Here is a 23,421-nt window from a genome sequence, read left to right as displayed (position 1 = left end):
GGCATGATGTTATGAACAACTTACAGTCCAAGGAGAAATCCATTCCGAACTGGCTTATGTTTCTTTTAGCCGCTGCTTGCGGTCTTATTGTAGCTAATCTTTATTATGCCCAGACGTTAATCGGGCCGATCAGTTCCTCCATCGGAATACCCTTAGGAGCAGCAGGACTAATTGTAACGCTAACTCAAGTAGGCTATGTGGTCGGTTTATTATTTATCGTCCCACTCAGTGATTTGATCGAAAACCGCCGATTGGTTACCGCCTCACTAGTTGTCGTCATTATCGCGCTAATCGGAACGATATTCGCCCCTAATACAGCCACCTTCCTCATCTCCGCTTTATTTATAGGAATAGGCTCGGTTGCTGCGCAAATTCTTGTCCCCTATGCCACTTTCCTTGCAGCGGATGAACAGCGCGGTCGTGTTGTAGGCAATGTAATGAGCGGTCTGCTGCTAGGCATTATGTTTGCTCGGCCATTAGCCAGCCTCATAACGGAATATTGGGGATGGCGGGCGGTATTTATTTTATCTGCTATCGTGATCATATTGCTCGCAATTGTTCTATCCCGTGCGCTTCCACAGCGGAAACCAACACCGTCCCTCCAATATGGGGCATTGATCCGTTCTTTAGGCTCGCTTTTGAAAGCAACGCCTATTTTGCGCCGCCGCGCCTTTTATCAAGCTTGTTTATTTGGCTCCTTTAGTTTGTTTTGGACCGTCATTCCACTGCGTTTAACCGAATATTTTCATTTGACGCAGCAAGGCATCGCTTTATTCGCTCTCGCTGGTGTAGCAGGAGCCGTAGCGGCGCCTATTGCCGGCAGATTGGCTGATCGTGGTTTGACTAAATTGCTGAGCGGCATCGCGATTGCCGTTTCTGCCCTTGCTTTTTTGACAGCCTATCTCGTCCGAGGGGATTCTTTCGCCGCTTTGACGTTACTGCTGGTTGCTGCTATCGTTTTGGATATGGGGGTGTCAGGAAATCTTGTGTTGGGCCAGCGCGTTATCTATTCGCTAGGCAGTGAGATGCGCGGACGCCTTAATGGCCTATTCATGGCTATTTTCTTCATCGGCGGAGCCGTGGGGTCTTTTTTGGGAGGATGGGCCTATGCTTATGGGGGATGGGCTTTAGCTTCCCTGATCGGTATCGCTCTGCCGGTACTTGCCTTTCTATATTACTTAACCGAGGCAAAGCAGCCATCAGGGAATGCATAAAACCTTCGTGCTTGGTAAAAAGAAATTTCTTACAGCGGAATTAAAAAATAAGGGGAAGCGCTGCTTGAACCAGTCTTGTATTGGCAAGTCCAGCGCTTCCTTTTTGTGAACCTATAACAACTCACCCTCCGGTGGATGCTATAGCAGTTCCCCTTCATAGGCGGTTACAGCTTTTTCTCATATAAATTTGCGCTCCAGCCCTCTGCATCGTATCTGCCGCATAAGCTCAAGCCTTGGCTAACATAAAAAGCGTTAAGCGACGGATTTTCCGCCATGCAATCAAGGCGCATCCAGGTTTTTCCACGCCCGCGAATATATGCTTCCGACCACGCAAGCACTTGACCGCCAAGACCTTGCCCTTTGAAACTGCGAGATACAGCCAGCCGATGCACATAACCGGCATCCGTATGAAAATGCTCTCCCCAGATCGGCTCGTAGCCCCACTCGACCGAAAAACAGCCCGCAAGCTCGCCCCGCAAGTAAGCGACGAACACTTCTTTTTCCCTAATGAATTTCTCTAAATATTCCATTGTAAAAGAATCCTCGCTCCACTGGCGCAAGCCTTTCGCCTCATATATCCAGCGGGCTGCTTCCTTGTATAAACGAAGCATCGCTTCCAGATCATCAGATGCGGCGCGTTTAATTTCAAGCTCGGCTTTCGATGCAGACACTGCCAAGTGGAGGCTGTTTTGTACTTTCTCTTCATGCCAATCATATTCAATAGTAGCTGCTGTTTGCTCAGCCCGCTCCTGACCGTGCAGCCTTGCCACGACATAAAGTGCAGCATCCATGCCAGCCGTCACTCCTGCGGACATGACGATTTTTCCGTTATCCACATAGCGCACGTTCTCAACAATCGTCACACTGGAAGGCGCAAGCTCACGCAGCAGATCAAGTGCCCGGCGATTCGTTGTAATCTGGAGTCCATCCAGCAAATTCGCTTTGGCCAGCAGCAGCGCACCTGTACATACAGATAAAATAAGTTCAGCATGCTGTGCCGTTTGGCGAATCCAGCTCGTAAGCTTCTCATTATGAATCTCCGTACGCGATCCCATGCCACCAGGAACGATTAATATATCAGGCATAGGACAATCGTCGAAGCTATGCGCTGGTGTAATCGCAATTCCGCTAAGCGTATGCAAAGCTTCCTTCGTCTCTCCAACCGTGTATACGTTAAAATCCCTATCCTTGCCGCTCGAGATGGCGAATATATCAAACGGACCAGCAAAATCAAGTGTATCCACTCTCTCATAAACTAACACCGCTACATTTCTCGTCTGCTTCAATTCGACCTCTCCTTAAAATAGAAAAGTATTTGGTCAGATGACCAAATACTTTGCCCAGGCGAACGGCTGCTATGACATATGCGCTCCCCCGCAGTGCTCTGCGTTTTCGCCAGTTACGCATACCAAATAATTAATGCTAGTATAGCGGAAAGCCGTTATTTGTCAACAACTAATTCCGACTTTTTAAATCGGCATTGCATTACCTTCATGATCAACGAACATAAAGCGGCTGTCCGGCGTGCGGCGCTGCTCCAATAGCCCAATAATGCCGCGAGCGCTGTGGCTCGCATCCAGCGGCGCTTCTCCACCGCCCATATCCGTCCGCATCCAGCCAGGATGAATACTGAGCACCTGAATGCCCCGCTTTTGCAAATATACATGAAGCTGCTGCGTGAACATATTGAGCGCTGTTTTGGATATCGCATAAGGATAATCGCCTGGATAAGCATGCGTGATGCTGCCCGCTTCAGAAGAAATATTAAAAATGGCAGCGTCCTTCTCCGTTAATAAAGGCAGCAAATGCTTCACGACACGCATAGGCCCATATACATTAATATCCATCGTCAGCGCAACTTCCTTAAAATCCAGCTGTTCGATGTGTGTATTTCGAGAATTGAGAATCGCTGCATTATTAATGATTGCTCCAAGGCTCACGTTCTGCTCCTTCAATTGTGAAGCGAGCGCTGCAATGCCTTCCTCATTCGTGACATCCAGCTCCACAATCGACAGCCGCTCACCATACTTCTCAGTAAGTGCCGATAGCTTTTCATTAGTCTCATTAGGTGATCGAACTCCCGCCACAACCGCATGTCCGCGCTCCAGCGCCTCACTCGTCAACTCGTAGCCAAGTCCTCGCCCTGCACCTGTAATTAAAATGTTCATGCTCCCAGCTCCCTCTATTTAATTTCTTTCCCGAAGGAAGCTTCCGCTTCCTTAAGCGACTGCTCCAATCTGCTACGCAGCTGCACCATCCACTCCGACTCATTGTCCCACGTTTCCGCTATCGCCCTCCTTACACGAGCGTAGCTGTACACGCTGTTTAAAGCCTTGGCAGCCAGGCAACATCTCCTCATCGGAATCATAATGTATGAGACCAAAATGCTTATCAGAAACCGACCACGTCTGAAAATAGCTCCTTAGCTGCTGCACTTCAAAAAGCATTGCTGCTTTAACCAGCTCAGTCTCTTGCTTTAATGCAATCGCTTCCAGAACAATGAAGCCATTGTCCTTCAAATAGGCGCTAAATGCAAGCTCCGCTCACATATTTCCCTTATTTTTCTGACGAAAGAAAATATACGGGGATCACGATTTAAGCTTGACACGTTTCGTTTACACTTGTAAACTTTAAATATCGTTTACAAGTGTAAACGAATAAAATCAAGAAGGGTGAATACGATGCACGAGTCCCCACACATTACCGAGGCCGAAAGCGAAGTGATGAAGCTACTCTGGCAAAAGGAGCCTTTGTCCGCCAGTGAGATTATTTTCAAACTAACCCAACAAATGCATTGGTCGGATCAGACGATTAAGACCTTCCTGAATAGGCTTCACAAGAAAAAAGCGATTCGATTCGAAAAGTCCGGCCGGAACTACCTCTACTATCCGCTGGTTTCGCATGATGAATACTTAAAGGCCGAGAATCGTTCATTTCTGAATAGAGTTTATAAAGGAGCAGTAGGGATAATGTGCGCGAAATTTCTCGAAGAAGAGACACTATCGGATAAAGATATTGAGGAACTTCAACAAATTTTGGAGAACAAGAAGAAGCTATGAAGTATCTGGAAACGGTCTTTTCTCTTCTGTTCACTGCGTCAGCCGCATCGACGGTAATTCTATTAATATTACTCTTGATTCGGAAGCTGTTCCAAAAGCACCTTAAACCTAGAGTTATCCATATATTGTGGTTTCTTGTGTTAATTAAGCTGCTGGTTCCCATTGCTCCACAGAGTCAGTTAAGCTTGTTTAATGTGCTGCCGCAAACGTTCCCGCTGGAATGGAATTCAGATCAGAAGAGTAAGCAGCTCACTCCCTTTACTAAGATCGGTTCCAACTTGGAAATTCAATCCAATTATATGGATATAAAAAAGCAGCCTCCCGAGTTCATCACGAACCAAGCAGACGAAACAGGAACTTCAGTCGCCACACGTTCTTCTCAAGACCATATTCCAGAAAGCACAGATGGAATGACCTGGCTATCGATTGGCTCGCTGGTATGGCTTATAGGGCTTCTATGCTTGGGTGGATATTATCTGTTTAGCGCGCTGATTTTCAGAAAAACAGTCGGAAACTCAGTGAAAATTGAGGATGCTGAAGTACTCATGGCTCTTGAGGCATGCAAACAGAAGCTGAACATTAAAAAAAGAGTATACGTCTATGAAACTAGCCATCTTCGCAGCCCTTGTCTTTATGGTTTATGGAAGCCGCGGATTTATTTGCCCGAGGATATCAGCACGATCGCCGATTCAAACCAGCTAACGCATATCCTGATGCATGAACTCATTCACTACAAACGCAAGGACTTATGGTTCAACTCCCTGTGGGCTCTTTCCGTAGGGATGCATTGGTACAACCCTTTGGTGTGGCTTTCCGTAAGAAAGATGAAAGCCGATCAGGAGGTGGCCTGCGACGCTCGTGTTCTTGAAGCGCTGGGCGAGCGTGAAGCTTTGTCCTATGGCAGAACCTTACTTATGCTGTCGCGTTTATTTGCCCATCCCCCCTCTTCTCAGGTCAACCTATCGTATTTTGGGGACAACAAAAATGAAGCAAAACGGAGAATGATAATGATTACCAAGTTTAAAAAAGGTTCGTACAAGCTCTCGGCCGCCGCTATTCTCTTGGTTATTGCCTTGAGCGCCATCTTGCTCACCAATGCGTCGGATTCAGAGAATGGTACCGAGCTCGATATGGTTGCCCAAGCAGCAAACCCTAGTTTGGATCTATATCCTATATACAACGATTCATTCAGATGGTTTCATAGTCTCGATCGGGCACTCGATTTTCCGAAATATAACTTTAAAATACCGGATTATCTTCCTGAAGGTTATCAGTTCGAGAATGTATTATATTATAAAAATTTCACCAGCGCCAACGATGACGATCTTATTGATGTAGCATCCATTACTTTTGTATCTAACTTTGGCAAAAAAAACAAACAAATTATAGAAGTCAAAGCTTCTATGGGAAATGGCAATTTGTTGGAGCACAATCAATTACGGGGGGCGGCTCACTATCCCCAAAGTGCAAACGAGACTCCTCAGTACCGACAGGAAACTATGACGATCGGCGATGTCAAAGGCACTTTATTCACGGATAAGAGACGCGACAAACAAAGGCCAGAAACGGGCACAAGCTTCTACTGGCAGGATGACAATATATGGTACGCAATCGATTATTATAGCGAGTATTTTTCGCAAGAAGAGCTCGCAAAAATGGTGAAATCCTTTGTTTTACCGCAGAAAGTTCAGCATGTCCGCTACGACGGAGCTGGAAATTCGTTTCCCCTTTATGATGGAAAGGATTTGCTTGCGGCGGAAAACATTCTTGACTTTACGGTGAAAATTCCTTTGGAATTGCCGGGGCTTAAGCTGAGCGGTTCAATATTACTTAGGGCCGGCGATCAGAATACTGAGTATGCGTTTAAACAAGCGACCGACGCTCTATGGACGACCTATCGAGCATCGTACGATTCCTCAACCTATAATATAGAGGATACTTTCTCGCTTTATCAGAGCAAGGAGCCGCTTTTCGACACATCTAAGCTCACGCTCACTCGGAAACTGGAGATTAATGGCGTCGAAATTTCGGCTTATAATGACCAGAACCAAATCTACGTATCACCCACCATGCCTTATTACTTGTGGAAGCAGGACAATATTTATTATACTGCCGTTTTCTCTGGTATGGACAAGTACCAAGAAGACAACCTGAAAGCTATGATTTCGGCTCCCAAGAAATAGACCCGAGGGCGAGAGGAGATGCTTCTGGATATCTGCTTTATTTTCAGGAAAGAATCGCTTCTCCTTCTAGCTTTACCGGCCTGTCTGGGCGGGGCTCCAACTGCTTGCGCCTTGCCGTAAAACCGGCCAACGCAATAAAGCATAAGCTGAACATAAGCAAATACAGCTTATTGACACCCCAATGTGAAATGACCACGCCGCCCAAGGCACTGCCGATAATTCCTCCAATGCCGGAAGTGAGCGCCACAAACAAGGTCTGATACGTCGCTTTCGCGTAGCTGTTAATCACCTCAACCGAGGCGCTTGCCATGAACGCAAAGGCTATGCCATCAAACAGCTACACAGCAAGCACCAACCCCACTTGAGTGGAGAAAGCCATAACGAGACATTTCACGCTATAGCATAAGGCTGCCAGCATCATCATCGGAATTAAGCCAAAGCGTCTATGCAGCTTAACCGCAAACCAGAACATCGGCACTTCAATAATGGCGGCAATGCTGTAAGCTGTTCCTATCCAGCCTTTATTAAAGCCTGCTTCCTTGAAGTAAATCGGGAGAAAGTTAAAATTAATTGCAATCGAAGAGGCGATGAGAAAGCTAAACAGCACGAAGGTTAAAAAGCTTTGATGCCGTAAGATTTGCGCAGTATGTCTTCAACGACACTTTAGCTCTCGTCACAGCCTTATTAAATCGCAAATGAACTCGCCATAAAACAGGAAAAGAGCCGGCCCCGGAGGCCAGCTCTTATATCCCGCGCAATATTAGATTCGTTCATACAAATGAATTAGGACGTGTAGTTTTTGCCTAAACCCAGCTCTGTCAACAGCTGGCGATAAGCGATAGAGGTACGGTCAGCCGGAATATGGGCCTCAGCTTGAAGATCAAGCGGCAAATCCTCCGGCGTCTGCGCTTCGACCATTTCAGCATCCTCTTGGAACACCTTTAAGTTAAAATCTATCGTATCTTGAATCGGAGCGTTCTTATCGAAATTACGCGATATTGGGCAGAAAAGTCTTGTATATCGGGCCGATACTGGAGATGCGCAGTTTAAAATATTCAATCTCCCCTCATCAGGAAAATAAACGGTGAGCGATGCAGCGAATGGCGGAAACACGCGGAATTCGCGCAGCCACATAAAGTCATCAGGAGCCGGATTCTCCTGTCCCTTGCCATAGTTGCTGACCGTGCTCCAATATTCCGCAAGCAGCTCCTGTCCTTCCCGCTTCACCTTATATTGCGGCACCTCGGTGTTGTTGCGGTCGCCGAACGTTTCCGTATGCACATATGCAAAATGCGATACGTCCAAGAAACCTTCCATTTGGCGGCCAGCAGAGCCGGCAATATCAAAGCTCGGCGGCAAAACGTTCAAGTAATCGGGATCTTCCCAGCCGGGGAACGGCGGAATATTTTCCTCCAAGGACATCAGTGACGTCCAGATCAAGCCGTAACGTTCTACGGCCGGATACGTGATGAGCTTTAGTTTAGGCGAGATGCGCGAATCGGGATGCGCAGGCACCGCCGTGCATTTGCCTTCGCAATTGTAGCGGAAACCGTGATACGGGCATACGATTTCGCCATTTTCAATCCAGCCCTTGCTGAGCGGGGCTCCGCGGTGAAAGCAAAGGTCACGGGCGACGACGACCCGGTCGCTGCTGCGGTAGCAGACAAGCTTCATATCCAGCAGGGTTACCGCCACCGGCTTATCTGCAATCTCGCTTGCAATCGCGATCGGATACCAATATTGCGCCAATACATGCCAATCCTCAGCAGAAAAGGTACAGTTCCGCGGCAGCTCGCTCTCTTCTCTTTTTTTAGCTGCCGTCCTTGTGTTTTGCTCCATAATCGTCATATTGTCCACCTCTTTATCGTAGTTAACCGCTTTGACTTAAGCGTATATGGGCTATGTTTGTCGTTTTTTGCATTTAAACCTGGCTAAGAATGCGCACCGGAACGTTCAAGTCTTCCTCCAGCTTGCGGTAATGCTCGCCTTTGGCAATGATCGCCTGCACGCCGACAAGCTTTACCCCCATCTCTTCCATCTGCACAGCAATCGAGCGGATCGTTGCACCGGAGCTGATTACATCATCAACGAGCAGAACACGATCACCTTTCTGAAAGCCGTCAAAGCAAATGCGATTTTCGTTGTATGCCGTTTCGCGCTTGGCCTCCAGATGAATATCTTTATACAAATCCGTGCTCAGCCTTAAAATGTTAATCGGCTTCAGCAGCTTATACGCCGCAAGCATCCCCCATGTGTGGCCACCAGGCTCTGGCGATACGATATAATCGTAATTGTGAAAATGGTCCTCGATGCTCACCGCCAAATTATCGGTAATTTCATTGATAAGCTCTGGAGCGATATAGGTTCCCCGCTCGCCGAACGGATATAGTTTAAAGTCATAAAAGGTATCATTTGGTTTCTGAATTTTGACTGTTCTGGCATTAGCAATGGAATCGGAAAGTCTGGTGTTTGTGAGGCTCATATGCTTCTCTCCCTTAAATTTCTCTATTGTCGCCCTAAGTGTGAAACTTATAAGCTCTTATATTTCAAAAAACCCAGACTTAAGAGACTTCAGCTTCATTTCCCTGCTGCGATCAGCCCTAGGGCATCGCTAAACAGGAAAAATGCGTCGCTTTCAGTCTCTTGTAGCCTGGGGCAATTCACGGTTGCCTGTAGAAACGCCCATCCCTTATTAATGGGCTTATACAAGAATAACGCTTTTATAATTTAATGTTAACTTATCTAACATTAAAGGTTTTAATTATAATAGCACCACCCTTTTTCACTGTCAACAACGAATTTAGTGTCACTTTATCTATCATTAAAATACTAGAACTATTTTAGCAATAAAAAATAGCGGCAGCCTTGGACAAGTCAATACCGTCCTAGACTACCGCTATTTAAACATCTATCGCGCCTTGCGAGCTTTCGCGTTTGTATTTTTCATCTTACATCTCAAAGCATATATGGCTGAAGGTTCCCATTTCATATCCTCTGTAGATGATTTTGGGCTGTTCCACCCCAGACGAGCTTCCTAAAGCATGAAGGATCGGAACGAAATGCTCCGCTCTCGGGACAGCCCGCTTGGCATGTGGCGCTAATGTTTCATATTGCAAAAATGCGGCTATGTCGCGTTGAACGATCTTATCCGCTATCCAATCATCAAATTCAACCGCCCACGCTTCAGGATACGCTTGATTCATTTTGATTTCATTAAAATTGTGGACGGTCGTTCCGCTGCCAATAACCAAAATATTTTCCTCGCCCAAGCCTTTAAGCGCTTCGCCTATTTGGAGCTGTTCATTCGCAGATAGAAAAGGGTTTACCGATATCGTCACAATTGGAATATTTGCCTCTGGATACATGTATCTTAGGAAAATCCAAGAGCCGTGATCTAATCCCCGTTCATCATCCCTATCAACCGTTATGCCATTTCGTCTAAAACGATCTTCTAATTTTGCAGCCAGCTCAGGCGAACCTGGGGCAGGATAAGTCAATTGATACAATTCATCCGGAAAGCCATAAAAATCATAGATCGTGTTTAATGTCCCCTCAGCGAACGAAATCGTCGTATTCCGCTCCTCCCAGTGGGCACTGAACAGCACGATCGCTTGCGGTTTATACTTTTTCCCAATATCGGATAAAAACCGGGTGTAATCCGATTCAGCCATCGCGGACAACGGTGAGCCGTGGCAAATAAAAAGGGATGGCAGCATGCTTTTTCGCCTCCTTATTGTCTGTTATTGGCAAGCAGCTTTATTTGGCCAAAAAGCACGATCAAAGCTAAAACCAGCAAAATCAATGGCATGCCTGCTACTTCAAAGCCTTGGCCTGCCTTTAAATGTGTAAATACAGCTCCAGCCATTACAACCGCTAATACTCCGCTAAAAATAGGAATCAGCTTATTTCTCCAATAACCAATCAATAACCCGACAGCCCCCAAAATCTCAACAATCCCCACAACGTACATGAACGCTGTGCCATATCCATAAATGTCATTAAAGGCTTCCACTTGGGTAGGATCTCCACTAACCTTCATAAACCCAAACATTAAAAATCCAAGCACTAGCAGTCCTTGCAATATTCGCACAAGCCATTTCACTGTAACGATTCCTCCTTGAGTATGTTTAAATCATAGATGTATAATAAGCTCTAGAGTTATTTATTAGAAGTAGGAACTTTAATTAAACCTAGTATACAAAAAGATACCATAGGAAACGAAAGGGGAAAACGATCAAATGCCTGAGGAATGCAAAGTGGAAACGGCTTTAGAAATTTTAGTTGGCAAATGGAAGCCTATTATTTTATATCAGCTTTTTTCGCAAGGTACGATGAGATTCAGCGAATTGCAAAAATCATTGCCGGACATCACCAAAAAAATGCTTACCTCCCAATTGCGGGAATTAGAATATCATGACATCGTTCATCGTGAAATTTATTTGCAAATCCCCCCTAAGGTCGAATACTCCATTACGGAATACGGCATGAGAATGGCGCCTTTATTGCAGGCCATGAATGAATGGGGAATGTCTCATATTGAGCATCTCAATGAGCTATATGGAGAGGAAAGCAAGTCAAACGATCTGTAAGTGTAAACAAACAACCGACCTTTGAGGTCGGTTGTTTGTTTCGTCCGGTTAATTCAGATACGTACCGCCATTTAAATTGATCGCTTCGCCGGTAATAAAATCAGACATGGACGAAGCGAGGAATAATACGGCAATGCAGCCCGGCAAAAGTATAATGTGCTGTTTAAATTGACATCCATTACCTCCTGCCAGTCATCAATCCCCATCTCAATCATAGAGCTGCGGTTATTGATGCCAGCATTATTGACGAGATTGTCAATTTTGCCGAAATGACTTACGGCTGCCTCAATAACACAGCTTGCTACCCTCTGTCTTATGCCATATTTCATAGCAGCTCTGATTCGTTTGCCTTTATTCCGCAATATAAGGCTCAGTTAGAACAACGTATTTAATCGCTTGCCGGAAATAAGTGTAAGCGATATGAAGCTTGCCATCCTTCGATTGCTTTATCGTCGGATACGAATATTCACGATTTAGACGCTCCTTGGAATTGTTCGTCATCGCATACCCATCGCCCACTTCAATATTGCGTTTAATCGGCCAAGTCAAGCCATTATCCTTGGAAATTGCCAGCGTCATTGGCGCACGAGGTGCGCCCCAAAATGCTTGCCGTTCCTCGCCGGAAGGAATCTCTGTCAGGATAGGCGCTGCAGCCTCCAGTTCATCCGCTTCCTCGTCTTCTATTTCATCGTACAGCGAAGCACGGCGCTCCATTGAATCACTTGCGCTTTTATGATTGTATACTAGCGCCAAATCGCCATTCGCAAGCTTCGTGAATTGAATGGAGGAATTGTTGTTAGGCAGCGATGTCGGCACAGGCTCGCTCCACGTTCTGCCGTGATCTGCCGAAGCGCTTCTATAAATATAATCCGCCCAGCGGCTGCGATAGAGCGCAAGAAGCGTGCCATCATCCAGCTTCTCGATATTCATATGCACGCAGCCAACACTGCCCGGCACCGTTACTTCCTCCCATGTTTTCCCTTGATCGGACGAAATTTTCACGGCGCTCCCATCTTTGTTCCCTGTCCATTTCTCGCCCGGATTCGTGCAGCAGTACCAGATCGGCAGCAGCCAATCGCCATTGTCCAACACCGTAATTGGCTGTCTGATAAAGATGCCTGGCGTATCGAACAGCGTATCAATGTCGCTCCACGTATAGCCATTATCGTCCGATATGCGGCGTCTAATGATCGCCGTATCCTGATTGCCAGATTTTTGCGCGGTATAGAGCAGCCACAGCTTGCCGTCTGGGAGGGAAAACAATACCGGGTTTTGCTCTGAGCGTGTCGGATCATCCGATAGCTTGACCGGCTCCGTCCAAGCCGTTGCTCCTTTATTTAGTCGGGACAAATAAATGGAGATGTCCGGAATGCCTTCCTGTGTTCCTGCAAACCAGACGCAGAGCACATCGCCATTATCTAAAATATGAAGAAAGGAAGCATGATTTTGCACCTGATGGGATGGAATATAAGCATCGGAGCGATACGGTTCTCCCGGTGTTGCTGTCATTTCATGGTGGAAAGCAGAATGTTGTTCACTCATTGGCAATAACCCTCCTAAAAGCAATATAAGTTTGAATTCATGTAAGCTTATTTATTCGACCCAGCTGCAGCTTTGCTGATCCAGCGGTCAATAACCACAACAATGTAAGGCGCGACGACTGCAATATACATATTATCAATGCCGAATGGACCATCCAGTAAATACCATACCGTTGTGCCTAGTGTTGTAGATAAAGCTACAGTGGAAACCCCGACAAAAATTGAAGCGACCAGCGATGTAGCGACAATGGCACTGAGAATCGGGTGCATATGCTGCATAAACACCGGGAACGCATAAAGCGGATCTATATCCGGGTACAAATAGCGCGCGCAAACGCCGATGATCGCTACAGCAACAGCAAGCAGCAGAAACAGCAGTCCAGCATAAATCGTAGCGCGTTTAGCCGCCTTCGCATCTTTTGTGGAAGTAATGGCCTGGATAATGAACGGTGTGGAGAAAAGCGCAATAAAGGCTGTCAGCAAAATTCAGCTTCGGATACCATCATTATGCAGGATGACGCTTACATTTCAACTCGAAGGGGACCGAACGAAGCCGATCATCCCTTCTCTCAAGCTCATTGGCAAGGGCCGCGCTTATTTCGGCGACAGCTCGACAGCAGATGCAAGGGCGGCAAGCATGCTTCTCTCATCGGCTATATTTTTCCCTGCGATATCAAAGGCCGTGCCGTGATCCACAGAAGTGCGGATAAATCCGCCTTTTAAGCCAACCGTAATGTTGACGCCTTCCTCCAGCCCCAGCACTTTGATCGGCACATGGCCTTGATCATGGTAGCAGGCAATGACGATATCAAAGTCTCCGCGCACCGCCCGGTAAAACAGCGTATCGGCCGGATAAGGACCGCTTGCGTTAATGCCCTCTTCAATCGCTTGACGAATGCCGGGAATAAGCTTTTCTTCCTCTTCCCCTTCACCAAACAAGCCATTCTCCCCCGCATGCGGATTTATGCCGCATACCGCAATCCGCGGACGGTCATAGCCCGCTCTAGTCAACGTAGCATGAGCGAGGCGAAGAACGGTGAGCGTTCTCTCTGGCGTTATATTGTCAATCGCTTTTCTCAGCCCGACATGCGTCGTGAGATGAATCACCTTCAGCTTCGGCGACGACAGCATCATCGAATAATTTTGCGTATCGGTCAGCTCGGCGAAAATTTCCGTATGCCCCGGGTACAAATGTCCGCCCTTGTGCAGCGCTTCTTTATTCAATGGAGCGGTACATACGCCTTGCAGCTCGCCGGCCTGCGCCAGCTCAACCGCTTTTTGAATAAACTGGAATGCAGCATCACCCGCAACCGCCGATACTTCGCCCTGCTTTAAATCCGCTGGCAGCAAATTTAGATCAAAGCAGTCAATGACGCCTGGCTTAAATTCGCATTCCGCTGTGCTGCTTACCGTGTGAACCGTAAATGCTGCACCGGTTTGTTCGATAGCCCTCTGCATGCTCTTCGCATCACCGATTACGACTGGGCGGCATTTATTCAGCACTTCCTCATGCTGCAGCGCCTTCACAATAATTTCCGGACCGACGCCAGCGGCATCCCCCATTGTAATACCGATAATCGGCTTGCTCATGTCCATTCGCCTCCATGCAATTTTTTGATGACATGCTCCATCGTTCGATCTGAACCAAAATTTCCAGCCTTCGTCACCATATAAAGGCCGCGAGCTTCATATTTGCCTAGCAGCACGCCCGGCTCCAGCTCCTCCATAAGCTCGACCGCCGTTATGCCAAGCTGCTCCAACACCTGATAAGCGGTATCGCCGCCTGTCAAAAACAGCTTATGGATTGCTAGCTTGTCGAAAAGCTTAACGGTTATGCTGCCAAGAGCGGCAGAAATGGCATCGCTAATTTGGATCGGTGTCATGCCTAGCCATTGGCCTGCCGCTTGTGTGTCGGCGATATTGTCTGAGGCGACGATAACGGTATCGCGACCGTCTGCCAAAGCACGATTCGCCTCGTCGATGACGCGATCCAATTCCCCCTGCTTACCAGCCTCGTCAGCGAGCAGCTTCTCGGAACGGGCAATGATTTGCACTGCCAGATTCTGATTCATTAAATTGCGCAGCTGCTCGCGCCCCATCTTGCTCACGCTGCCTACGACGAGCAGAACGGGATCATAACTAACTGGCAGCGGCATATGCAGCGGCTTGTCATTTTCAGCCACAGCATATGCTTTCGGAAGATGGTTCATCAGGCCAGCTGAGCCAACCCAGACAAATTTATAGGACAGCTGCGCCAATGCATTCGCCAGCCTCTCCAAATCCCCCTCTGTAACTGAATCTGCGACAATATAGGTCATATTTTGTATTTTGCATGCTTTAAGCCTGTCAGCTAGATGCGCCTTTCCTTGGTCAATATCTGATACGGAAAGATGGGCAACTGCCCGTCCCGTCTGGCTAGCTACCAGCTCTACCACATCGGACTGGAGCACCGACGTCTTCGGATCACGGCTTACCTCGGTCTCATGCAGCAGCTTGCCATTCAAATGATGAATACGTTCAATAATTTGCCGACCGTTCTGCGGATAACCTGGGGCGATAATCGTAAAGTCCGGCTGAATGACATCGGACATCGCATTTAGCTCAGCACCGATATTTCCACGAAGCGTGCTATCTATTTTTTTATAAATCAGGTCAAAGGGCTGCTCATTAATATATTGGCTAATCTGTTTGACGATTGACGAAGCTTCATTCGCAGGCAAGGAGCGGCTTACCGTGTTGAATACAACAGCATCATAATGCGGCTCCTCCGCCATAACCGGATTAATTCGAACCGATACGCGCATGCCATAACGCACCAGCTGCCCTCCGCAATCGCATGCGCCCGTCAAATCGTCGGCGACAATCGCAATTTTCACGGTAATCCTCCCTTATTTCACAATCAGGCTGCGATAAATCATTTTCATATCGTCCAGGCTTAGCACCTTCGGGTTGTTGTTTAACAGTCTCGTAACCTGCGAAGCAGCTTGCGCTAAGGCCTCGACATTTTCCTCCTGTACGCCATAGGCGGTTAAATCCTGCGGTATTTCCAGCTTCTCTGTCCACTCGCGAATTTTCTCGATGACACGGTATGCTGCTGCCTCTGGCGAAAGCCCTTCTGTCTCAATGCTCATTGGCCCAGCAACGAGATGGAGCCGATCTACACAATGATCCATATTAAACGCCATCACACCAGGCAGCAGCATCGAATTGGCGACGCCATGAGGAATGCCATATTTGCCGCCAAGCGGATAAGCGAGCGCATGAACCGCCGCCGTTCCCGCTGCCGTAAGCGCCATTCCGCCATACGTTGAACCAAGCAGCATTTTCTCACGCGCCTCTAGTGACGAACCATTCTCGTAAGCTTCAATAATGCTTGAAGATATGAGACGGATGGACTCCAAAGCGAACATGTCACTGAAATAATTAGCTTTGTTCGAAATAAAAGATTCCAGCGCATGCGTGAACGCATCCATGCCTGTTGCAGCCGTTATCGGCTTCGGCAGCTCCAGCGTCAGAACCGGATCAAGAATAACAAGCTTCGGCAGCAGATAAGGGCTGACAATTCCGATTTTCAGCTCCTGATCAGGGAAAGTAACGATCGCATTCGGCGTCACTTCTGAGCCCGTGCCAGATGTCGTCGGGATCAATACGGTGGCCACTCCTGACTTAGCCACTACATTTGTGCCAAGCATGTCAGCGATTTTTTGCTCATTCGTCATCAGCACCGATAAAATTTTAGCCGCGTCCAGCACGCTGCCGCCGCCAAGGCCGATGATGATTTCATAGTGATTACCGTGATATGCCGCGAACGTTTCTTCTATGTTTTGCACCGTCGGCTCTGGTAAAATCGCTGTGCATACGTCAAAGGCGATGCCTTGCTCCGTTAACTGCTGCTCGATGACGCCAGAGTAGCCCTTGCGCTGAACCGTTGGCTGCGTAACAATCAAGGCGCGCTGAATGCGAGGATGAACAGCAGGCAAATGCTCCTTCAGCTGCGACAAGGTGTTCGCACCGGCAATGATACGGTCTGCTGTCTGAAAGTGATAAACATTCAGCATTCGTTATCCCTCCTGATTCGTTTTATAAAATTGAACGGCTGTTTCAATCTGCTTGAACGCTTCGCCTGTCGGCTCTTGAATCGGCGCTCTGGCAGGGCCGACCGGAACACCAGCTTTCCAGTTGTTATAAATCGCAACAACCGTTTCCGGGAGCAAATTCGCCGTTGCAGCGACAGCACCACTACCGCCAGCTTGAAGCGTTTTCAAAATAAGCGAGTCAGTACCCGCAATAACGGAAAAATGCTCGCCGCGTGTATGCGCTATATATTGCTCAATGTTGCTAAAATCCCCACTACTATCCTTAATGCCGGCGATATTCGGCAGTTTAGCCAAACGCCCCACCGTCTCAAGCGCAAGGGAAAATCCTGTTTGCGACGGGATATTGTACAGCACGACCAGAATCGATACAGCCTCCGCTACTTTACGGTAATGCTCTTCAGCTTCCTCCTGCGTTGGCGGAATAAAATATGGCGTTATAACCGACAGCGCATCGACACCAAGCTTCTCCATCGCTTGCGAAAGCTCAATGACCTCGCGTGTGCTGTTTCCACCGCTGCCCACCATGACTGGTACACGGCCTGCGTTTCCTCGACAACGATTTTGGTTATGTTTAATTTTTCCTCGCGGGACAGAACATGAAATTCCCCATTCGTTCCTAATGCGAAGATACCGTTCACTTTTGCAACAATCAATCGATTGACAAGCTGTTTTAATGCAGCCTCATTTACCTCTTCATCTTTTGTAAAAGGAGTCAATAATGCGGGATAAATTCCCTCAATTGCTAGTGGCATCTCGTGGCATCTCGTATCCTCCCAAACTTTTCATCCGTATAATGCGAAGCGTTTACATTAGTGAGTGTAAATCAATATGACCTTTTTAGCAACAGTTATTTTAATAAACTCAGAAAATTCGACTAATTAGTTGCATTTTAAAACACTTTTATGATAGGAAAATAGTTTGAACGTATTTTTTCGCATCACTTAGTTTTAGGCAGCGTAAAAAAGAGCATTCTCATTTGCGAGAATGCTCTTTAATGACGCAGCTTATATTTTAATAAACATACATTCAGCTGCTCAGGTTAGTTACATCCGTTAAAAGTCTTATCTTACTATTTCTCCGATACCATTTGGCGAATGCGTTCGCCAGCCTCTTCGATCGTGATGAGCTCTTTCTGATTGCCCTTGCGCTGAACAAATTCAACTTTCCCCTGCTCCGCGTCTTTGCCAATAACCACTCGCAGTGGAATGCCGATCAGATCCGAATCCTTGAATTTTATGCCTGGCCGCTCTTCCCGGTCATCAAGCAATACTTCCACCCCGCTGCTTTGCAGCTCATTGTAAAGCTGCTGGGCTACCTTCATATGCGTTTCATCCTTCACGGATATCGGAATCAGATGTACGTGGTACGGAGCAAGTGCCAGCGGCCATACTATTCCTGCCGCATCATGATGCTGTTCTATCGCAGCGGATAACATGCGCGATACGCCAATCCCGTAGCAGCCCATAATCATCGGCATGCTTTTGCCTGCTTGATCGAGAAAAACAGCGCCAAGCTTTTCGCTGTATTTGGTGCCCAGCTTGAACACATGCCCCACTTCAATGCCGCGGAAAAATTGCAGCTTCCCTTCGTCACAGCGCGGACAGCCGTCTCCTTCGGCCGCGCTCCGGAAGTCGCCAATATGCTGGGGAGCGAAATCCCGCGCAGGAACGATGTGACGATGGTGGTAGTCCCGTTCATTCGCCCCGGCGATGGCAGCCGTCATTTTCATAACCGCATCATCAATGAGCAATGGAAGATCGAGACCGATCGGGCCAATAAAACCTACAGGCGCTCCTGTCAGCCGCTGAATGGTATCGGCATCGGCAATAGCTGCGTTTTCGGCGTCAAGCGCATTTTTCACTTTAATATCGTTCATTTCATGATCGCCTCGAATGAGAACTGCAACTAAGCGATCATCGACGAGACAAATTAGGGTCTTGATGATATCAGCTGCTTTAACGTCCAATTGTTGAACCAATTCATCAATCGTCTTCATATTAGGGGTATGAAATTTTTCCACTGGCTGCTCGCTATTCGTAGTCTCGGCTTCTCGCTTCGCCTCAAACGACGCTGCCGCCGACTCCGCCTTTTCTAAATTGGCAGCATAAGCGCAGCTGTCGCACACCGCAATCGTATCTTCGCCAATATCCGCAAGCGCCATAAACTCATGCGTGCCGCCTTCTCCTCCGATGGCTCCAGCATCCGCCTCCACTGCACGGAAATTAACGCCGCAACGATTGAAAATTCGTTCATAAGCACGGTACATTTTCCAATAGGAAGCGTCCAGTCCCTCCCAATCGGTATCAAAGGAATAAGCATCCTTCATTAGAAATTCCCGGCTGCGCAGCAGGCCGAAGCGCGGACGCCGCTCATCCCGGAACTTCGTCTGAATTTGATACAAGGTGACGGGCAGCCTCCGGTAAGAGCTGATTTCGTTGCTTACTAAGGAAGTAATAACCTCCTCATGTGTTGGTCCTAATACAAATTCACGCTCGTGGCGGTCCTTCAATCGAGTCAGCTCTGGGCCGTAGGCGGTGTAGCGCCCGGATTTCTGCCATAAATCAGCCGGCTGCATCGCAGGCATAAGCAGCTCCTGAGCTTCTTCCCTGTCCATTTCCTCCCGCACAATCGTCTCTACTTTGCGCAGCACACGCCTTCCAAGCGGCAAATACGTATAAATTCCCGCAGCAAGCTGGCGAATGTATCCGGCGCGCAGCATCAGCTGATGGCTCATCACCTCGGCGTCCGCAGGTGAATCTCGTAAAGTATGAAGCAATAATTGACTTTGGCGCATGAGCCGCACTCCCCTTTTTTCGACCATCATTTAGTATGAAAAAACAAAAAAGACACATCGTCAGGGACGAATGTGTCGTGATACCACCCTAGTTTGACCACAAAGCCAACAGCAAGCCTGGCGATCCTCAAACATGATAACGGCATGTACCGGCAACGGTTGAATTCCCGTCACAGCTCGCAAGGCAGGAGAAGGCTCGTTCGCAGCGAGAAACCTTGCAGCCGGTGGGTTTCTTCTCTGGACAGCGAAGCTGGAGCGCTTCTTTCTTGGTCAACGCTATTGCATGATGTTTATGATAAAAGCTTTATAATTTACATTACAATAACTGAAATGATTACACGAGTCAAGAGGTTGGCTTTTTTAAAAAAACTTTATTAAGACAAGCGTTTAAGAAAAAAGGAGTGGCCCTCAGGCCCTCACCAGGACCGCTCCTTTTGCTTTAGACATTTAAATTGCCCAGTTGCCACCCCGGAAAATAGGCTCTGCCGATCCATCCTGCGTGATGCCGTCAATGTTCATCTCAGCTGAACCGATCATAAAATCTTCATGCACCAAGCTGCGATTCGCTCCATGTGCAAGCAATTCTTCCGGTGACATGGTCGTGCCGCCGCTAAGATTAACCGGATAAGCCTGCCCCAGCGCCAAATGGCAGGAAGCATTTTCATCATAGAGGGTATTAAAGAAAATAACATTAGAATTGGAAATGGGCGAGTTATGTGGCACAAGCGCCACTTCACCGAGCTTCGCCGCCCCTTCATCCGTTCCGACCAAATGCGATAACGCCTCATAGCCCTTCTCAGCCGAATATTCCGTCACCTTGCCATCCTTGAACGTCAAGGAGAAGCCGTCAATAACCTGGCCGTTGTAATTGAGCGGTTTTGTGCTGCGAACCGTGCCATTCACGCCATCCTTATGCGGCATCGTAAATACTTCCTCAGTAGGCATATTCGGATTGAACAGCACGCCTTTGGCATTCGCCTTTGCTCCGCCTAGCCAAATGTGGCCTTCCGGCAAATCTATCGTTAAGTCCGTACCCGGCGCCTGATAGCGCAGCTGACGATAACGCTTGCCATTAAGCAGCTCCACCACTTGCAGCAGCTTGGCATTATGCTCGCTCCAAGCCTGAATCGGGTTTTCCAGGCCAATGCGTGTCGCCTCAATAATTCTTTCCCACAGCTTCTGCACCGCCTCCTCCGGCGATACATCCGGGAACACTTTAGCTGCCCACTCTGGTGTCGCGTAGGAAATAAGCGTCCATGCGTTCGAATGATTCATCAGTGCACCGCGATAGCCGCTGAGCGCAGTCGATGCGGCTTTCGTTGCTGTCGCCACCCGATTGGCATCCACTCCCGTGAGCAGATCAGGATTCGGCGAATAAATAGTAATAAACGCCGCCCCTTGCTCCACATACCCTTCCCACGCCTTGGCGCGCCACATTGGGTATTCGCCAAAAGCCTCTTCTGGCGCCAGCTTATACTTAATGCGAGCTAGCTCCTCATCGTTATACTCCACTTGTACATGCTTCGCTCCTGCTTCATAAGCCTTCATGGCAATCAGCCGAGCCAGCGGAGCTGCGCTTATTGGCGTCATCAGGACAACCGTCTGTCCTTGTTGGACATTGACGCCCGTTCTAACGGCCAGTGCCGCATAATTTTCTAATTGCTGCTGTGTAGGATACATATGTAAATTCCCCTTTTCATTTGGATAATTGTGTAAAGCACATTTGTAAAACAATCGCGAACTTACTTTCATTATAATCATCTTTACGGATGATCTCAAATGCGGCCAGCCTACGGCCGTTCCGCAAGCATTAGAAGCTTATGCGCAAGCTGGGACGTCGAACAGTCGGCAAATACCTCAACTGAAAAGGAGCGATTATTAATCGTGATGCTGCGAATGTCTTTCTTGACAATTCCCATCCATAAAGGCGAGTGCCACGTTTTACGGCAAACTAAATAACTGTTCCCATTAGCGACAACCTTCCACTTCATACGCGAACCCCCAGCCCCTTCCCTTATCACAAGCGTAAACGGCTGTCGCCGTCCTCTGGCGGCAAAGCCACCGTTTCGCGTAGAAATATAGAGAAAAGATGGGAACATCATATCCTTTCTCTATATTTTAAAAAAAGAGATCGAGGTACAAGTCTCATCCCCCAATCTCCTGCTGATTTATGCTTTTATTCGTTGCTTGTACCAAAACGTTTGGCCGATTTGGCGCGGGCGCGCTCCATCTCGATTTCACGATTGCGCGGCTCGGCATTCGTCACAAGCGAACTCATCAGCTTCTCTGCCGCAGCCGCCACTTCTGCAACAGCGATGCGGAAGGCTTCTTCATTCGCTTTCGAGGGTGCGTTATAGCCGGATATTTTGCGGACAAATTGCAGCGAGGCTGCCATAATTTCATATTCCGTTGCTGGAGGGTCAAAATTAAACAAAGGCTTAATGTTTCGGCACATTTTCATTCTCCTCCTGTCATTGATTGCATACTAGCTTTGGCAATAAGCAACAACCTGCTCGTAAGGCAAGGCACCACCATAAATATCCAATGCGCTGCCGATTGTAATATCCAGCTTGCCGCCAGATAGGCTCTCGAACAGCTCTAGGTCAGCCAGCGAACGAGCGCCCCCCGCATAAGTACAAGGGATTGTCACCCATTGCGCCAATGCCTTCACCAAGCTTTGCTGGATGCCGCTCTGCTTGCCTTCCACATCAACGGCATGAATGAGAAACTCATCGCAAAATTGCTCCAGCATGCGAATGTTAGCTTCATTCACTTCAAAATCACTGAACTGCGTCCATTGGTTCGTCACCACATACCACTTGCCGTCACGCTCTTTGCAGCTCAAATCAATGACTAATCTGTCTTTGCCAACTTCAGCGACGATCGTCTCCAGATTGTCTTTATTAAGCTGCCCATTGCTGAAAATGTAAGAGGTCACAATGACATGCGAAGCGCCTTGCGCAAGGTAGTGCTGGGCATTGCCTGCATTAATGCCTCCGCCAATTTGCAAGCCGCCCGGATACGCCTGAAGGGCGCGAACCGCTTCCTCTTCGTTGCCGCCTCCCAGCATAATGACATGCCCACCAACGAGCTCGTCCTTCTTGAACATTTCGGCATAATAAACGGAATGATGGCTGGAAACGAAATTTTCCACGACCGCATGATTGTCCGTACTGAGCGTCTCGCCCACAATTTGCTTCACTTTTCCATCATGCATATCTATACAAGGTCTGAATTTCAATGTGATTCCCCCAAAGTTGAGACGAATTATAAATTCGTATTATTTTTCATTGCACATGCCTTAAAGCTGTTATTCCTTCCAGTAACCATCGTTTTTGATCGTATCGATGCTGATTTGCGCGCGATTGTTAAGCGACCTCTTGTCTCTCAGCTGAAAAAGGGACAGCTCATGCCCCGGATCAACGACCAGCGGCTTTTTCATAATATCCTCTAGCAAATGAAGCACTGCTTCATAAGCCTCAAAGCGGACGGAATCGGAAATCGTTTGGCGCATCGCCTTAATCATTTCAATGATATGCTCGGCGTACATCAGCTTGACGATGCTGTCCGCACTCATTAATTGCTTCGTAACGAAGGCGACCACATTTTTTATGATTTGCTCATTATTGTGTACCTTCACAATGACCAGCAGCGATGCAGCCGCATCCCAGTCTCGAATCGACAATTGATTCGTGCAGCTGTCTATACATTCGTTATACCACTCGATTTCTACTTCCCTATCAATCTCGAACTGCTTGTACGCTTCATAAACGCCTGCCTGGCGCATGCTCATAAAGCTGCCGAAATGCAGAAGGAACAGCTCCTTCGCTCTTTCCATCATTCATTTCCTCCTACATGTATAGAGGCGCTTGCCTTGTCCCTTCCATTATAAATTTTATTGGACGGGATTCCAACCGACTAATCCGAATTATTCCGCTTTTATG

Annotated in this window: 24 protein-coding genes, 2 pseudogenes and 2 riboswitches; of the genes and pseudogenes, 4 read left to right on the top strand and 22 right to left on the bottom strand. The window is 47.8% G+C overall.

What is annotated here, in order from left to right; translation table 11 throughout:
* Positions 1–11 precede the first annotated feature (11 nt).
* On the top strand, positions 12–1,214 hold the full coding sequence (locus tag ASF12_RS13955) for an MFS transporter (protein ID WP_056035622.1): 1,203 nt from the start codon (positions 12–14) through the stop codon (positions 1,212–1,214).
* A 164-nt stretch (positions 1,215–1,378) separates the two neighbouring features.
* Here the strand turns inward: ASF12_RS13955 and ASF12_RS35065 are convergent, their stop codons facing one another.
* From ASF12_RS35065 to ASF12_RS34510, 3 genes are all read right to left on the bottom strand, one after another.
* Complete coding sequence (locus tag ASF12_RS35065; RefSeq protein ID WP_063892563.1) at positions 1,379–2,500, bottom strand: GNAT family N-acetyltransferase; 1,122 nt, start codon at positions 2,498–2,500, stop codon at positions 1,379–1,381.
* 45 nt (positions 2,501–2,545) lie between these two features.
* Positions 2,546–2,627, bottom strand: a riboswitch (ZMP/ZTP riboswitch).
* Between the two features lie 56 nt (positions 2,628–2,683).
* The gene (locus ASF12_RS13945) at positions 2,684–3,382 is read right to left on the bottom strand and encodes an SDR family oxidoreductase (RefSeq protein ID WP_056035619.1); all 699 of its coding nucleotides are present in this window, start codon (positions 3,380–3,382) and stop codon (positions 2,684–2,686) included.
* 14 nt (positions 3,383–3,396) lie between these two features.
* Positions 3,397–3,534 (bottom strand): hypothetical protein, encoded by a 138-nt coding sequence (locus tag ASF12_RS34510; RefSeq protein ID WP_155973157.1) that lies wholly within the window; start codon positions 3,532–3,534, stop codon positions 3,397–3,399.
* A gap of 361 nt (positions 3,535–3,895) precedes the next feature.
* On the opposite strand from ASF12_RS34510, the gene ASF12_RS13935 reads away from it, so the two are divergent.
* Both ASF12_RS13935 and ASF12_RS33705 read left to right on the top strand, forming a co-directional pair.
* Positions 3,896–4,273: a BlaI/MecI/CopY family transcriptional regulator gene (locus ASF12_RS13935; RefSeq protein WP_056035614.1), complete on the top strand. Its 378-nt coding sequence runs from the start codon at positions 3,896–3,898 to the stop codon at positions 4,271–4,273.
* Positions 4,270–6,456 (top strand): M56 family metallopeptidase, encoded by a 2,187-nt coding sequence (locus ASF12_RS33705; RefSeq protein ID WP_056035610.1) that lies wholly within the window; start codon positions 4,270–4,272, stop codon positions 6,454–6,456. The genes ASF12_RS13935 and ASF12_RS33705 overlap by 4 nt, the downstream gene beginning before the upstream one ends.
* A 43-nt stretch (positions 6,457–6,499) precedes the next feature.
* Here the strand turns inward: ASF12_RS33705 and ASF12_RS13925 are convergent, their stop codons facing one another.
* The 6 genes from ASF12_RS13925 to ASF12_RS13900 form a co-directional block, all read right to left on the bottom strand.
* Positions 6,500–6,745, bottom strand: coding sequence for a hypothetical protein (locus ASF12_RS13925; RefSeq protein ID WP_155973155.1), 246 nt, complete (start codon positions 6,743–6,745; stop codon positions 6,500–6,502).
* Positions 6,746–6,793: 48 nt separating this feature from the next.
* Entirely contained in the window at positions 6,794–7,093 is a 300-nt protein-coding gene (locus ASF12_RS13920) for an MFS transporter (RefSeq protein ID WP_081418812.1), read from the bottom strand.
* Positions 7,094–7,239: 146 nt separating this feature from the next.
* The gene (locus tag ASF12_RS13915; protein WP_056035703.1) at positions 7,240–8,295 is read right to left on the bottom strand and encodes an aromatic ring-hydroxylating oxygenase subunit alpha; all 1,056 of its coding nucleotides are present in this window, start codon (positions 8,293–8,295) and stop codon (positions 7,240–7,242) included.
* Between the two features lie 82 nt (positions 8,296–8,377).
* The gene (locus ASF12_RS13910) at positions 8,378–8,938 is read right to left on the bottom strand and encodes a phosphoribosyltransferase (protein ID WP_056035602.1); all 561 of its coding nucleotides are present in this window, start codon (positions 8,936–8,938) and stop codon (positions 8,378–8,380) included.
* Between the two features lie 144 nt (positions 8,939–9,082).
* Positions 9,083–9,185: riboswitch (purine riboswitch) on the bottom strand.
* A gap of 219 nt (positions 9,186–9,404) precedes the next feature.
* On the bottom strand, positions 9,405–10,172 hold the full coding sequence (locus ASF12_RS13905) for a DODA-type extradiol aromatic ring-opening family dioxygenase (RefSeq protein WP_056035598.1): 768 nt from the start codon (positions 10,170–10,172) through the stop codon (positions 9,405–9,407).
* Positions 10,173–10,186: 14 nt separating this feature from the next.
* Positions 10,187–10,558, bottom strand: a complete 372-nt coding sequence (locus ASF12_RS13900; RefSeq protein WP_056035594.1) for a DoxX family protein — start codon at positions 10,556–10,558, stop codon at positions 10,187–10,189.
* A gap of 136 nt (positions 10,559–10,694) precedes the next feature.
* Between ASF12_RS13900 and ASF12_RS13895 the strand changes: the two genes are divergently transcribed.
* A complete protein-coding gene (locus ASF12_RS13895; protein WP_056035591.1) occupies positions 10,695–11,045 on the top strand; it encodes a winged helix-turn-helix transcriptional regulator in 351 nt (116 codons plus the stop codon).
* A 71-nt stretch (positions 11,046–11,116) separates the two neighbouring features.
* On the opposite strand, the gene ASF12_RS13890 is transcribed toward ASF12_RS13895, so the two are convergent.
* The 13 genes and pseudogenes from ASF12_RS13890 to ASF12_RS13830 form a co-directional block, all read right to left on the bottom strand.
* Positions 11,117–11,374 carry an SDR family NAD(P)-dependent oxidoreductase gene (locus tag ASF12_RS13890; protein WP_235533161.1) on the bottom strand — a complete coding sequence of 86 codons (258 nt, stop codon included), beginning with the start codon at positions 11,372–11,374 and terminating at the stop codon, positions 11,117–11,119.
* A 22-nt stretch (positions 11,375–11,396) separates the two neighbouring features.
* The gene (locus ASF12_RS13885; protein ID WP_056035584.1) at positions 11,397–12,587 is read right to left on the bottom strand and encodes a sialidase family protein; all 1,191 of its coding nucleotides are present in this window, start codon (positions 12,585–12,587) and stop codon (positions 11,397–11,399) included.
* A gap of 47 nt (positions 12,588–12,634) precedes the next feature.
* A pseudogene (locus ASF12_RS13880) lies at positions 12,635–13,051 on the bottom strand (sodium:solute symporter family protein); the annotation flags it as partial.
* A gap of 129 nt (positions 13,052–13,180) precedes the next feature.
* Complete coding sequence (gene pdxA, locus ASF12_RS13875; protein ID WP_056035579.1) at positions 13,181–14,176, bottom strand: 4-hydroxythreonine-4-phosphate dehydrogenase PdxA; 996 nt, start codon at positions 14,174–14,176, stop codon at positions 13,181–13,183.
* A complete protein-coding gene (locus ASF12_RS13870; RefSeq protein WP_056035576.1) occupies positions 14,173–15,462 on the bottom strand; it encodes a four-carbon acid sugar kinase family protein in 1,290 nt (429 codons plus the stop codon). Before ASF12_RS13870 ends, pdxA begins: the two co-directional genes overlap by 4 nt.
* A gap of 12 nt (positions 15,463–15,474) precedes the next feature.
* A complete protein-coding gene (locus tag ASF12_RS13865; RefSeq protein WP_056035573.1) occupies positions 15,475–16,644 on the bottom strand; it encodes an iron-containing alcohol dehydrogenase in 1,170 nt (389 codons plus the stop codon).
* A gap of 3 nt (positions 16,645–16,647) precedes the next feature.
* Positions 16,648–17,435: pseudogene (gene dapA / locus ASF12_RS13860) on the bottom strand (4-hydroxy-tetrahydrodipicolinate synthase).
* Positions 17,436–17,752: 317 nt separating this feature from the next.
* Positions 17,753–19,477, bottom strand: coding sequence for a proline--tRNA ligase (locus ASF12_RS13855; RefSeq protein WP_056035570.1), 1,725 nt, complete (start codon positions 19,475–19,477; stop codon positions 17,753–17,755).
* Positions 19,478–19,924: 447 nt separating this feature from the next.
* Positions 19,925–21,157: an aminopeptidase gene (locus ASF12_RS13850; RefSeq protein WP_056035566.1), complete on the bottom strand. Its 1,233-nt coding sequence runs from the start codon at positions 21,155–21,157 to the stop codon at positions 19,925–19,927.
* A 110-nt stretch (positions 21,158–21,267) separates the two neighbouring features.
* A complete protein-coding gene (locus ASF12_RS13845; RefSeq protein ID WP_056035559.1) occupies positions 21,268–21,468 on the bottom strand; it encodes a hypothetical protein in 201 nt (66 codons plus the stop codon).
* Between the two features lie 185 nt (positions 21,469–21,653).
* Positions 21,654–21,932, bottom strand: a complete 279-nt coding sequence (locus ASF12_RS13840; protein ID WP_056035556.1) for a DUF2277 domain-containing protein — start codon at positions 21,930–21,932, stop codon at positions 21,654–21,656.
* Positions 21,933–21,962: 30 nt separating this feature from the next.
* A complete protein-coding gene (gene hisA / locus ASF12_RS13835) occupies positions 21,963–22,718 on the bottom strand; it encodes a phosphoribosylformimino-5-aminoimidazole carboxamide ribotide isomerase (protein WP_056035553.1) in 756 nt (251 codons plus the stop codon).
* A gap of 69 nt (positions 22,719–22,787) precedes the next feature.
* Positions 22,788–23,318, bottom strand: coding sequence for a hypothetical protein (locus tag ASF12_RS13830; RefSeq protein WP_155973152.1), 531 nt, complete (start codon positions 23,316–23,318; stop codon positions 22,788–22,790).
* Positions 23,319–23,421 lie beyond the last annotated feature (103 nt).

The organism is Paenibacillus sp. Leaf72 (genome assembly GCF_001422685.1).
Taxonomy (GTDB): Bacteria; Bacillota; Bacilli; order Paenibacillales; family Paenibacillaceae; genus Pristimantibacillus.
The sequence above is the reverse complement of the archived record's forward strand: the minus strand, read 5'-3'. Positions and strand labels throughout refer to the sequence as shown.